At 46.0% G+C, this 11,928-nt stretch carries 11 protein-coding genes; 4 read left to right on the top strand and 7 right to left on the bottom strand.

Annotated features, from left to right (window positions below; all coding sequences use genetic code 11):
* Window positions 1–28: 28 nt before the first annotated feature.
* Together HUG20_RS09505 and HUG20_RS09500 are read right to left on the bottom strand one after the other, a co-directional pair.
* Window positions 29–1,720 (bottom strand): BCCT family transporter, encoded by a 1,692-nt coding sequence (locus HUG20_RS09505; RefSeq protein ID WP_200090277.1) that lies wholly within the window; start codon window positions 1,718–1,720, stop codon window positions 29–31.
* A gap of 120 nt (window positions 1,721–1,840) precedes the next feature.
* The gene (locus HUG20_RS09500) at window positions 1,841–2,029 is read right to left on the bottom strand and encodes a hypothetical protein (protein ID WP_200090276.1); all 189 of its coding nucleotides are present in this window, start codon (window positions 2,027–2,029) and stop codon (window positions 1,841–1,843) included.
* A 127-nt stretch (window positions 2,030–2,156) separates the two neighbouring features.
* On the opposite strand from HUG20_RS09500, the gene HUG20_RS09495 reads away from it, so the two are divergent.
* Window positions 2,157–3,326: an aminotransferase A gene (locus HUG20_RS09495; protein ID WP_200090275.1), complete on the top strand. Its 1,170-nt coding sequence runs from the start codon at window positions 2,157–2,159 to the stop codon at window positions 3,324–3,326.
* Here HUG20_RS09495 and HUG20_RS09490 read toward each other — a convergent pair.
* Window positions 3,304–3,939 (bottom strand): DNA-3-methyladenine glycosylase, encoded by a 636-nt coding sequence (locus HUG20_RS09490; RefSeq protein WP_200090274.1) that lies wholly within the window; start codon window positions 3,937–3,939, stop codon window positions 3,304–3,306. The genes HUG20_RS09495 and HUG20_RS09490 overlap by 23 nt on opposite strands.
* Before the next feature lie 72 nt (window positions 3,940–4,011).
* Here HUG20_RS09490 and HUG20_RS09485 point away from each other — a divergent pair, with 72 nt between their 5' ends.
* Window positions 4,012–4,347 (top strand): metal-sulfur cluster assembly factor, encoded by a 336-nt coding sequence (locus tag HUG20_RS09485; RefSeq protein WP_200090273.1) that lies wholly within the window; start codon window positions 4,012–4,014, stop codon window positions 4,345–4,347.
* Window positions 4,348–4,440: 93 nt separating this feature from the next.
* Entirely contained in the window at window positions 4,441–4,740 is a 300-nt protein-coding gene (locus tag HUG20_RS09480) for a hypothetical protein (protein WP_200090272.1), read from the top strand.
* 126 nt (window positions 4,741–4,866) lie between these two features.
* Here HUG20_RS09480 and HUG20_RS09475 read toward each other — a convergent pair whose 3' ends face one another.
* The 4 genes from HUG20_RS09475 to HUG20_RS09460 all read right to left on the bottom strand — a co-directional run bounded on the left by HUG20_RS09475 (window position 4,867) and on the right by HUG20_RS09460 (window position 10,610).
* Window positions 4,867–5,064, bottom strand: a complete 198-nt coding sequence (locus tag HUG20_RS09475; RefSeq protein WP_200090271.1) for a hypothetical protein — start codon at window positions 5,062–5,064, stop codon at window positions 4,867–4,869.
* Between the two features lie 979 nt (window positions 5,065–6,043).
* Window positions 6,044–7,834 (bottom strand): oligoendopeptidase F, encoded by a 1,791-nt coding sequence (gene pepF / locus HUG20_RS09470; RefSeq protein ID WP_200090270.1) that lies wholly within the window; start codon window positions 7,832–7,834, stop codon window positions 6,044–6,046.
* Window positions 7,835–7,872: 38 nt separating this feature from the next.
* Window positions 7,873–9,681, bottom strand: a complete 1,809-nt coding sequence (gene pepF / locus HUG20_RS09465; protein ID WP_200090269.1) for an oligoendopeptidase F — start codon at window positions 9,679–9,681, stop codon at window positions 7,873–7,875.
* On the bottom strand, window positions 9,681–10,610 hold the full coding sequence (locus HUG20_RS09460; RefSeq protein ID WP_200090268.1) for a ketopantoate reductase family protein: 930 nt from the start codon (window positions 10,608–10,610) through the stop codon (window positions 9,681–9,683). Before HUG20_RS09460 ends, pepF (HUG20_RS09465) begins: the two co-directional genes overlap by 1 nt.
* 145 nt (window positions 10,611–10,755) lie before the next feature.
* On the opposite strand from HUG20_RS09460, the gene HUG20_RS09455 reads away from it, so the two are divergent.
* Window positions 10,756–11,928: a pyridoxal phosphate-dependent aminotransferase gene (locus HUG20_RS09455; RefSeq protein WP_200090267.1), complete on the top strand. Its 1,173-nt coding sequence runs from the start codon at window positions 10,756–10,758 to the stop codon at window positions 11,926–11,928.

Here is an 11,928-nt window from a genome sequence, read left to right as displayed (position 1 = left end):
GCGCACTCTTCACGCCGCTCATTTTTGTTTATGATCGTTGATCGTCTTGATTATTTTGTTCGTTTCTTTCTTCTTGCATTTCCTCTTGCACTTGTTTATGCACGTCTTCTCTTACTTTATCATATACCTCATCTCTCATCTCATCATACATTTCTTCACGGATACTTTCTGTGAGCTCCGCTGTTTCTTTTTCTTTCTGCTCTCTTTTTCCGATCTTATGATCCTTCATCATCATGAGAAGGACAACGATGACCATTGAAACCATGATCACCCCGAAGGGGAGTGCAGATACAATAGCGGCGGTCTGCAATCCTTCCAAGCCACCGGTTAAAAGTAGGACGCTTGCCGTGCCGGCAATCAAAAATCCCCAAATGATTTTAATGGAGAGCATTGGTTTAAGTCCGCCTTGTGAGGTCATGACTCCAAGCACGTAAGAAGCGGAATCAGCCGAAGTGATAAAGAAAATGCCGATTAACACAAAGGCCAAGATGCTCACGATCAGCGCCATAGGCATATTGGAAAGCATTTCAAACAGTGCGATTTCTTCATTTGCGGTCACTAATTCGGAAATGCCGGTGCCCATGAGAATTTCCTGGTAAAGTCCGGTGCCGCCAAACGTCGTGAACCAAATAACACCGACTAAGGATGGCAAAAGCAGTACTCCCATCATATATTCACGAACGGTTCGGCCCCGGGATATCCTCGCGATAAATAAACCGATAAATGGAGCCCAAGACATATGCCACGCCCAGAAAAAGATCGTGTTTCCACCGAGCCATTCACTCTCGGCCTCCGAATATGGGGCTAATTCCAGACTCATCGGTACAATGTTAGACAGATACCCGCCGAGTGTCGTCAAGAAGCTTTCGGCAATTTGAATCGTCGGGCCGGCAACGATCACAAACAAAAGCAAGATGGCGGCAAGACCCAAATTGATGTTACTTAAATATTTAATCCCTCGGTTTACGCCGGAAGCTGCCGAAACCATAAATAAAACAGTAATGATAGCGATAATTGTAAATTGGGTAACGAAATTATTGGGAATACCCGAAATATAAGAGAGTCCCCCGGACATTTGCAAGGCGCTCAAACCAAACGTTGTCGCAACTCCCATCGCGGTCGACAATACAGCGAACGTGTCAATCGCTTTTCCCGGCCATCTTTCCATTTGATTTCCAAAATAAGAGGCGAAAGCGGAACTGATTAACGCCGGCTTATCTTTACGAAACTGTACATAGGCAAGTGTTAACCCGACGACGCCAAAGATGGCCCATACATGCAAAGACCAATGAAAGGATCCATAGCGAAGACCTGCGTCAGCAGCAGCTGCCGTTTCCGGGGTAATGCCTTCAGGCGGATCCAAATAATAAAGAACCGGCTCGGCAACCCCCCAAAAAACAAAGCCTACCCCGATCCCGGCAGCGAAAATCATGCCGATCCACGTATAAAAAGGATATTCGGGACGGTCATCTTCTTTTCCGAGCCGAATTTTTCCAAAAGGGCTGAAGACGACAAAAACAGAAAAAGCTACAAAGAAGGCGGTCGCAATCATGTAAAACCAGCCAAAGTTATCAATAGTAAAGTCCAGTGCAATATTAGCGATGTAGTCCAACGATTGGGCGTTCAGAACCCCCCATAAGACGAAAGCCAATACTAAAACAGCTGAAATCGCGAAAACGATGTTGGGACGCTTCATTTCGTATGTATAATGTTTAGGCATGTCGGTGTAAAGACTCTTAGCGTTTAGAGCCTTTACAATCCCCCTTTCAAATGAATAACAGTATATATGTAATGTTACCCCACTCATTCCATTTGCAAACAAAAACAATTCGAGACAAACTTATAGCCCGAATTGTTTGGCAGTTGTTTCGTCATTTTCCAACTTGTTGAGAAATTCTTTCAAAACATGCACATCCAACGTAATATTCACGCCTTGCGGGGACGTAATAAATACTTGGTTTTGGCTGCGGGCTTTTTTAAATTGGTAGCCATCGATTATCATTAATACTCGTTCGTCCGGTCTTGCCATTCTTCGTCACCTCTCTTTCATATTTTTTATTGTAACGAAGAAACAGCGTAGATGCTATGCCTGTGCTCCATTTTTTTTCCCAGAGAGGTGTGATAATGTTGACAGGAAGAAGGGGAGGGCGTAAACAATGGAACATTTGGATGCAAATATTAATGAAAAAGTATTGCACATTCAAAGATCGGGCATCCGGCAATTTTTTGATAAAGTAGCGACTGTTGAAGGGGCTGTACAACTCACCCTTGGCCAACCGGATTTTCACACCCCCAATCATGTGAAAGAAGCCGCCAAACAGGCAATTGATGATAATCTTACCACCTATACGGCAAACGGGGGCATTCCGGAATTGAAAGAGGCTGCCACGGATTTTTTAAGGGAAAAATACGGATTGCCGTATGATGCGAAAAGAGAAGCCATTACTACCGTAGGAGCGAGCCAGGCGTTGGATATTGCCTTACGCACGGTGCTTTCAAGCGGGGATGAGGTGCTTTTGCCTGTCCCGGCGTACCCGGCGTATGAACCGCTTATTCGACTAAACGGTGCGAAACCAACGTATATAGATACGGGCAAAACTAACTTTAAGCTGACAAAAGAGGCGATACAAACAGCGATAACGCCGAAAACACGCGCAATTATCCTATCCTATCCTTCTAACCCGACCGGGATGGTGCTCACCGAAGAGGAATTAAAAGCGATTGCCGCTGTTCTTCGGGATAAAAATATTTTTGTCATCAGTGATGAAATCTATAGCGAGCTTGTTTATGCACGGCCCCATTCCTCCATTGCGTTCCAACCCGGCATGAAAGAACGTACCGTCGTCATCAACGGCTTATCGAAGTCACACAGCATGACGGGATGGAGAATCGGTTTTGCATTCGCACCGGCAGCGCTTACGGAACAAATGTTGAAAGTGCACAGCTATAACATATCTTGTCCCAGTTCCATTTCCCAACATGCCGCGCTTTCGGCATTGACCGCAGGAAAAGATGATGCGGAGCGCATGCGAACGGAATACGAAAAACGACGGGATTACATGCTCCGTCGTTTACTTGACATGGGAATGGATGTTGAAAAACCGGAAGGCGCTTTCTACTTGTTTCCATCGATTCAAAATACCGGTTTTGACTCCTATACATTTTCGGAGCGTTTGTTAGAAGAAGAAAAACTTGCCGTCGTTCCCGGAACAGCATTTTCACGGTATGGAGAAGGATATGTGCGTTTATCCTATGCTTATGATATGGAAAATCTCACGGAAGCATGCCAACGCTTGGAACGGTTCATCCGTCGGCACGGGGCTTAGGGCGTTTGGACACATAAGGGTGGTCTTTTTCGAAAAAACGCCACGGATAGTCTCTTGCTTCACCGCTAGCGTCAATGCCGATCCGCGGAGAAGTTTCGACAACAATGCGTTCTTTGGACCCCTCTGCAATGAAAAGGGAGTCGCTTTGAAGATCGTGTCCGTTGTATCGTTCCTTTGTGATGCCGAATGCTTGCCCGAGTTTGCCCGGACCATTGGTTAATTGCCGTCGCCGGGACTGTGTTAGCTCGTTATATGTGCGTTGGAATCGTTTTTTTGCCATCGTTTCCAGCCCTTCTAACGGTTCTGCTGCGCGGAGCAGTACGCCTTCGGGGTACTCTGGTCCCACGGTGACGCAATTGATACAGTGATGAATGCCATAAATGAGGTAAACATACGCATGCCCCGCTTCCCCGAACATTGTTTCATTTCTGGGTGTGCGGCGACCGCCGTATGTATGGGCGGCACGATCGTCCGGTCCTTTGTATGCTTCGACTTCAACGATTTTGGCCACGAGTGTGTCGCCTTCTTGCTGATGGACGAGACGTTTTCCAATGAGTGCATTGGCAACTTCCAACGTAGGTTGTTGAAAAAAAGCACGAGGGAGTTTTTTCATTGGGATCTGATCCTCCTGATTGTCTAACAAGCTGAAATCAAGTACAATGAATCAATAAAAGGGGTGATGAATATGGCAGATGAACAAGATATCCAAGAAACAGAAGAACGGGTATGGGCAGAACTGGAAAATGTCATTGACCCTGAACTCGGCGTGGATATTGTGAATCTTGGTCTAGTATACGAGGTCGACTTGGACCCTGACAAGAATGTAGTGATTACCATGACGTTGACGAGCATGGGATGCCCGCTTGCAGGTATGATCCAATCGGAAATAAAAAATGCCTTATCAGGATTGCAAGACGTAAATGAAATCGGAGGAGTCGAAGCAAACATCGTCTGGAGCCCACCGTGGGATAAGGATAAAATGTCCCGCTATGCAAAAATTGCACTCGGCGTTGCCGATTAATTAAAAAAAGATTGAAGGCGGTAGATGCCTTCAATCTTTTTTCCGAATGCAGCCGAACAGCGGTAGGTAAACAGACGGAGGGGGATGATACAAATGGGAAAGAAAAAGAATGCCACCTGGGCAGAAGCCAAAAAACGTTGTCGGCTGAATCAAGCTGACATACAAATGGCGAAAGAATTAGGTATGAAACCGAAAAGCTTAATAAAAAACATCCCTGCTCCTTCACAACAGTGGAAAGCACCGGTAAAGGTATGGGTTCGTGAATTATATGAGGAAAAATTCGGTGAATTGATTGAGAGCTCAAATGGCTCCCGGGACCAAACAACAACCAAAAAGAAGAGGAATCAGTCTCAAAAAACAAAACACATTCCCGATGAGGATTTGCCTTTTTAGATAAAGTTGATCCGTCCAGACTTATAATCTTAAGTTCTCTGATATATCTTTCGTGGAGGGAATTTCTAATACGTGCCACCGTTCGAGAGGGCGCGGGGTCTACGTCACTCTTGCAAATCCCCCGCACTAAATAAACATAAAGGCAAGCACGACGACGGCTGTGACCAGAATGATCGGGACGATAACTGTATACATGATGGTCATGACTTTGAAACTCGATTCAATGCTGTAATTATTATTATCGGGGCTTCGGCCGATGGCAAGCGTCATGCCTATGATCAAGGCGGCAACCACCAGTAACAATGCTATAATTCCTATATTCAATGAAATCCCCTGCTTTCAATACGTTTCCCTATGTTACGTTTATCATATCTTGATCTCCTCGTTTGAAAAAGCTTTAGCCTCAAAAAGTAACAAAAATTTCACAATACCGGTGCGTCCACTCCCTCTGATATTCATTCAGTAAATGCTCGGCATTATCAATCATCTATAGATAGAGGCCCACAATCCACGCTTTAAATTTCCAGTTGGCTTACCAGGTTCCCAACAAGAACAACGGAAACTACTCAGAGGTTGCAAAGATCCATCCCGAGTACAAAATCAGTTATTAAAAAATCGATCATGGCGCCCGAACTAGTGGATTTGGCTCCGTTACGGTCACCATGAGCGGAGCATGGCACCTGAAATCGAGGTTTTAGCTATGTTACGGTCGACATGGGCGGAGCATGAAAGAAGAAGTAAATAAATACGATATGTACAAACATTGATTTCGTGGTATAATGAACATAGAAAGACTGTAAGTGCATACAATAGTAAAGACCGCCCATGCTGTAACATGGAGCGGTCACAATAGACCGAACCCCGACAAGAGGGGTAGGTAGCGGGCAGAAATAACCCCTCACGTACCTGCTAAAGCGCATGAGGGGTTATTTTTTACGGTTTTTATCAGAAACGATAAACGCTACTAACATCCCGAAGGATATCATTAACGCTAACGCACTAACAATGTCCATTGGCATACACCTCCCGCCCGGGAAGTCTCCCAATGAAGACTAACGGCAGATCGACAGTGCTACCAAACCCCTCATGCGAAGCCAGTCTATTGAGTTAATTATAACATATATCTATCATGTATACTGTATTTAGTGGGCAATATTTGTTCTCTTTATGGGTCAAATATTTTAACAATTAATTGCTATCTTAAAGTGCGGACATTCTCGCAAAAAAAATGATTAGTAAGTCATGAATCCGAAGAAGTGTCCCAACTGTCGCAGTTGGGACAAAAAACGGAGAGGCATGTGACTCACGCCTTTTTAAACGCTTCCACAGTCTCGCTAAACATTTTCATGGCATTTTCAATCGGTTCCGGTGTTGTTAAGTCAACGCCGGTTTTTTTCAACAATTCAAGGGGGAAATCCTCGCTGCCACTGCGTAAAAAGGCGAGATAATTGTTCAACGTTTCCTCATCGCCATCAAGGATGCGCATCGCAATATGAATCGCGGAAACGAACCCGGTTGCGTACTGATAAACATAAAACGCTCGGTAAAAGTGAGGGATACGTGACCAGCCGTATTTGACTTCGTCATCGAACACGAGCGCAGGCCCGTGATACGTGCGAAAGAGCGATTCATATAATTCGTTTAAACTGTTCGCATCCAACGGTTCTTCCGCTTCCGCCCGCTCATGGGTTTGTTTTTCAAAATCCGCAAACATGGCTTGGGTAAAAAACGTGCCTTTGAACTGTTCAATAAAATGATTAAGCAGATACTTACGCATTTTCGGATCGTCGGTTTCTTTGAGCAAATGCTGAATGAGCAAGACCTCGTTGACGGTTGAGGCTACCTCTGCCACGAAAATACGATAATTGGCTGTAATCTGCGGTTGGTGTTTGTTTGAAAAATAACTGTGCATCGCGTGGCCCATTTCATGGACGAGCGTGAACTGACTTTTTAAGTCGTCATGATGGTTGAGGAGCACAAACGGATGCACGCCGTACACACCCATATTATAGGCACCGGAACGCTTGCCGGGCGTTTCCCGCACATCGATGTAACGCTTATCCCTGAACTCACGTAAAACCTCAATATACTCATCTCCGAGGGGCGCGAGTGCTTTCAGCATCGTGTCGTAAGCCTCATCATAGGAAATGTCCACTTTCATATCGGGCACAAGCGGAACGTTCAAATCATATTGGCGCAGTTCATCGACCCCGAGTTTTTCTTTTCGGATAGCCGTGTAATCGTGTAAGGGCTGGATATTAGCCTTGGCCGCCGAGAGTAAATTCTCGTACACATCCGTCGGGATGTTATCGCCGAACAGAGATTGGCTAAGCGCAGAATCGTGCCCGCGAAGTTTGGCAATCGTCGTATTTGTCTTGATCTCCGCTGCCAAATTAGTGGCAATCGTGTTATTTAATTCCACATAAGGCTTGTAATACGCCCTATACGCCTCTTTTCGTACATCGCGATCCTCATCTTCGATCCGCTTCGCGTACATCCCGCGCGTTAGCTGCACAGCCTTACCGTCATCATCAGTGACATCGCCGAACGGAATGTCCGCATTGTTTAGCATATTGTACGTATCCGCAGGCGCAGATAACGTTTCACCCAATGTCGACAGCAATTCTTCTTTTTCCTTTGAAAGGACATACGGTTTCAACCGAAACGATTTCCAAAGGGTATCTTCAAAATACGCAAGTTGCTCTTCCTCCCGCAAATATTGCTTTAAGGTCTCCTCATCAAGACTTAATAAAAAAGGCATGAAAAAGGCCGTTGCCTCACTCACCTTTACAGCCGTTTGCGAAGCTTTTGCTTTCAACTGCTGGGCATGGGATTCCCGCGCATCAATGTCAGACAAAAACATCGTGTACGCGAAAACGTGCTGCAGTTTGTAAGACAATTCTTCCTGTGTTTTTAAAAAAGAAAGAAGTGAAGCGCCGTCGTTAATGCTGCCATCGTATGATTGTAAGTCCTTGGCCATCCTCAACACATCATCGACATCTTGTTGCCAATCGGATTCCGATGTGTAAAGGTCGGTCAAATCCCATTTTTCTTGTTCCGGAACGTCTTGTCGTTTTTCATACGTCGTCGTCATTCATATACACCTGCTTTTTTGTTATTTATTAGTTATTGTTATGAAAAACTCTTTTCTAATTCATCCACTAAAGATCCGACATAGGTAACTGCTTGTGAAATGGGTTCGGAGGTTGACATATCTACGCCGCCTTTTTTGAGTAAATCAATCGGTCCCATCGTGCTACCCGCTTTCAGCATGGAAAGCCATTGATCGACAGCCGGCTGGCCTTCAGTGGCAATTTTTTCAGATACAGCCGTTGATGCCGTTAACCCTGCAGAATAAGTGTAAGGGTAAAGCCCCATGTAATAGTGGGGCTGTCGCATCCACGTCAGCGCCGCGCCATCATCAAGCGCCAGGGCATCTCCCCAAAATCCGGAAAGCACCTCATATTTCAGTTCATTCAACATTTGGACGGTGAGCGTTTCGCCTTTTTCAGCGACCTTGTACACCTCGCGTTGAAACGCGCCTTCCAGCAAGTGCGTGACGAAATTATGATAGTAGGTGCCGAGCAGTGACAAAATCACCCAGCGCTTCATTTTCACATCTTCTGATTTGTTAAGTAAATAGCGGGCAAGCAACATTTCATTCATCGTTGACGGCGCTTCAATCATGTAAGTGGACGGACGCACACTTCCCACCCTTTGATGTTGATTGGCCAGATAAAAATGCCCGGCATGGCCGAGTTCATGGGCCAATACAAACGTTCCTCGCGCCATGTTCGTCCAGGTGAGAAGAATGTAAGGATGGGTGCCGTACGGGCTTGAACAAAAAGCGCCGGTTTGTTTGCCGATATTATCGGCTCGATCCACCCAACCGTCATATAAGCCTTTTTCCATAATTGAAACGTAGTCGCTGCCCATCACGTTCAGCGCTTCTAGAATGGTTTGTGCTGCATCATCATAACTCATCTCAGGTTCGTAATCAGGATCGAGCGGTGCTTTTATGTCTGCAAACGTCATTTTGTTCAATCCGAGCACCCGCTGTTTCAGTTTGGCATAGCGCCGCATGTGTGGGGCTAATTCCCGATAAATCGTATCAATTTGTTGATGATAGATGTCTACAGAGATCTGCTGGGGGTGTAGAAGCATATCCGTGACGGAATCATAACCGCGTAATTTGGCGGTGGTCACTTGTTTTCTAACTTCAGTATCATACGTGCCGGCATAGGTATTTTGGTATCGGCGTAGGCCGTCGATAAATGATTCGTAAGCATTTCGGCGAACAGTGGCGTTTGACGAGAATTCATATTGATCCTCATAAAGGGCAAAAGATAGCGGATATTCCTTCCCTGTATCATCCTGAAAAGGGGAGAACGTCAAGTCGGTTGATTTACTTTGCTCATAGATCTTCAACGGGGCGTCCATTACCTCGCCGAGTGCTGCGAGAATTTCTTCGGATTCTCTTGAGAGCGCACACGGTTGATCGCGTAAAATGTCCCGAATTGGCGTGTCATAGTTGTGCAAATCAGGAACGTCTTTAAAAAATGCAGCAATGGTTTCTTCAGATAGCGCAATGATTTCAGACGAAATAAACGCCGCCGCTTGATTGTACTCACTCTCCAAGGCACGGGCTTTCCCTTGACGGGCTTGTTTTTTCGCATCAGTGCCGTCCGCTGCCAATTGCAGCTGCGCATAAGTGGTGATGGGAATCAGGCTTTCTTGCAGCTTTTCATCAGTCTCGAGGCAGGCGAGTAATAGGGTCGCGCTTTCGTGCAAACGCCCTTTATACGCGTTCACATCAGGTATTTGTTTTTGCAATTTCTCAAAGGCGTTTTCCCACGCTTCATCGTCCGGGAAAAGGTCTTCGAGATTCCATTTCTCATTTTCCGGCGCTTCATGTCGCTTTTTCAATGTCTGTGCTGTCATCAATCAGCATCCTTTCTCATCTGTTCGTATACTTTCAAATTCGCATAGACGGCTTGCAAATAGGGCGTGGAAAGCTCATTGCTTTCGGCAATTTGCAGCAAATAGCCCTGAATATGGTCGGCTTCGACCGGCAATCCTTTTTCTTTATCCTTTTGCATCGACGCTTTTGTCTCTTCGGACACTTTCATGAACTGCCGCCAGGCTTTGTCCGCGAAATCATCTTTGATGGGCTCATCCGTCTGTCGCATGGTCGTGACGATCTCCTCAATGAGCTGATCGGTAAATGCCTGTCCTTCATGACTGTTGCGAATCGGACCGACCGGGCTGTTAAAGAGTGTCGTGATACCGGATAGTGTCGTAATAAATAAGTATTTTCGCCACATCGCCTCGGAAATATGTATGCTCGCCTGGACGTCGGCATTCGTTTTTTCAAAGCTCGCGGCAATCCGTTCGACACGTTCGCTCAATTTTCCGTTTCGCTCCCCGAACGAAAGCCGGTGGCCGCTACTCGTATGGAGAATATGGCCGTCTTTTGTCAGCGTTGATTCAATAAAGCAAAGCCCGCCCAATACTTTGTCCTTGTTAAAATATTGATCGAGCGTATCGAGGTGACCAATGCCATTGAGCAGCGGGATCACTGCCGTTTCATTATGCATGAAATCCTTAAGATCGGGGAGGACGTTTGGCAGCTGATAGGCCTTCGTACTCAATAAAATGACATCAAATGTCCCCGCTTCTCCCTTTTCAATGAGTGGCGGATAGAGTGTCGCATCCCCTTTGACACTTTGCAAGACAAGCCCGTTTTGCTCCAACTGTTTTCGGCGCTTGGAACGCACAAGAAACGTGACATTTTCACCGGCCTCAAGCAAACGCCCACCGAAGTATCCACCGACCGCACCGGCACCAACAACAAGAAATTTTAACCCCATGATGATTCCTCCTTTTGATAACTATACATCTAGTATAACGAATTGGAAAAACTGTGAAAATACTTGCGTCTTTTCTTGCAGGTGGCTGCTAGGGGAGAAAAGATGTTAAACTGATGGAAACGCTAGAAAAAGGATGGCTTCCCAGATGAAAACATTTCAGAGTTCAAAGGCGATTCAACGTTTACCGGATCAGTATTTTGCGAAATTGGAAAAAAGTATTCTTGCCCTCAAAGATAAAGGGCACGATGTCATTAACCTTGCGCAAGGAAGTCCGGATCAGCCAACACCGAAACATATTATTGAATCGCTGCAAGAAGCAGCGGAAGAACCACGTTATCATAAATATTCACCATTCCAAGGTTTTCGCTTCTTAAAAGAAGCAGCGGCCGACTATTATAAACATAATTTTGGCGTTGATTTAGATCCAGATGAGGAAGTTTGTGTCTTGTTCGGAGGGAAGGGCGGACTCGTGGAAGTCAGCGAGTGCATGCTTGATAAAGGTGACGTCGCACTCGTGCCCGACCCGGGCTACCCCGATTATTGGTCAGGCGTCGCGCTTGCGGACGCGCAAATGGAAATGATGCCATTGCGCGAGGAGTATCACTTTTTGCCACAGTACGGCGAAATTTCGGAAGAAGCGAAGGAAAAAGCAAAGCTCTTATTTATTAATTATCCCAACAATCCGACAGGCGCCATCGCTGATCGCGCTTTTTTTGAAGAGACCGTCGATTTCGCCAACGCCAATGACATTTGTGTCGTGCATGATTTTGCTTATGGCGCACTAAGCTTTGACGGCAAACGCCATGAAAGTTTTTTGGAAGTTCCGGGCGCAAAAGAAACGGGCATCGAGATTTACACCTTGTCGAAAACCTATAATATGGCGGGATGGCGTATCGCTTTCGCGGTGGGAAACCGTTCGGTGATCCAAATGCTCAACAAGATTCAAGACCATATGTACGTCAGTCTTTTCGGGGCTGTCCAAAAAGCGGCGGCTGACGCTTTGACCAGTCCGCAAGATAATGTAGATGAATTGATCGCCATGTACCAAAGCCGAAGAGATGTCTTAATGGAAAAGGCACGCGAATTGGGCTGGGACGGCGAAGCACCCAAAGGTTCTTTTTTTGCCTGGTTTCCATGCCCCGATGGCATGACTTCTGATGCATTTGCGAGCAAGCTTCTGGAAGAAGCCCATGTTGCTGTGGCCCCGGGGCGCGGTTTTGGCGAACATGGCGAAGGGTACGTCAGATTAGGGCTCGTCAATGATGAAAAGACGATCGAGGAAGCGTTGGACCGTATTGCAAAATTGAACGTTTTTTAG

It is taken from the genome of Salicibibacter cibi (assembly GCF_016495865.1).
Classification (GTDB): domain Bacteria; phylum Bacillota; class Bacilli; order Bacillales; family Marinococcaceae; genus Salicibibacter; species Salicibibacter cibi.
This window is presented reverse-complemented; position numbering and strand designations above follow the sequence as displayed.

Coding starts and splice junctions, on each gene's coding strand:
- HUG20_RS09505 (WP_200090277.1), bottom strand. CDS start 1,720: ATGCCTAAACATTATACATACGAAATGAAGCGTCCCAACATCGTTTTC.
- HUG20_RS09500 (WP_200090276.1), bottom strand. CDS start 2,029: ATGGCAAGACCGGACGAACGAGTATTAATGATAATCGATGGCTACCAA.
- HUG20_RS09495 (WP_200090275.1), top strand. CDS start 2,157: ATGGAACATTTGGATGCAAATATTAATGAAAAAGTATTGCACATTCAA.
- HUG20_RS09490 (WP_200090274.1), bottom strand. CDS start 3,939: ATGAAAAAACTCCCTCGTGCTTTTTTTCAACAACCTACGTTGGAAGTT.
- HUG20_RS09485 (WP_200090273.1), top strand. CDS start 4,012: ATGGCAGATGAACAAGATATCCAAGAAACAGAAGAACGGGTATGGGCA.
- HUG20_RS09480 (WP_200090272.1), top strand. CDS start 4,441: ATGGGAAAGAAAAAGAATGCCACCTGGGCAGAAGCCAAAAAACGTTGT.
- pepF (WP_200090270.1), bottom strand. CDS start 7,834: ATGACGACGACGTATGAAAAACGACAAGACGTTCCGGAACAAGAAAAA.
- pepF (WP_200090269.1), bottom strand. CDS start 9,681: ATGACAGCACAGACATTGAAAAAGCGACATGAAGCGCCGGAAAATGAG.
- HUG20_RS09460 (WP_200090268.1), bottom strand. CDS start 10,610: ATGGGGTTAAAATTTCTTGTTGTTGGTGCCGGTGCGGTCGGTGGATAC.
- HUG20_RS09455 (WP_200090267.1), top strand. CDS start 10,756: ATGAAAACATTTCAGAGTTCAAAGGCGATTCAACGTTTACCGGATCAG.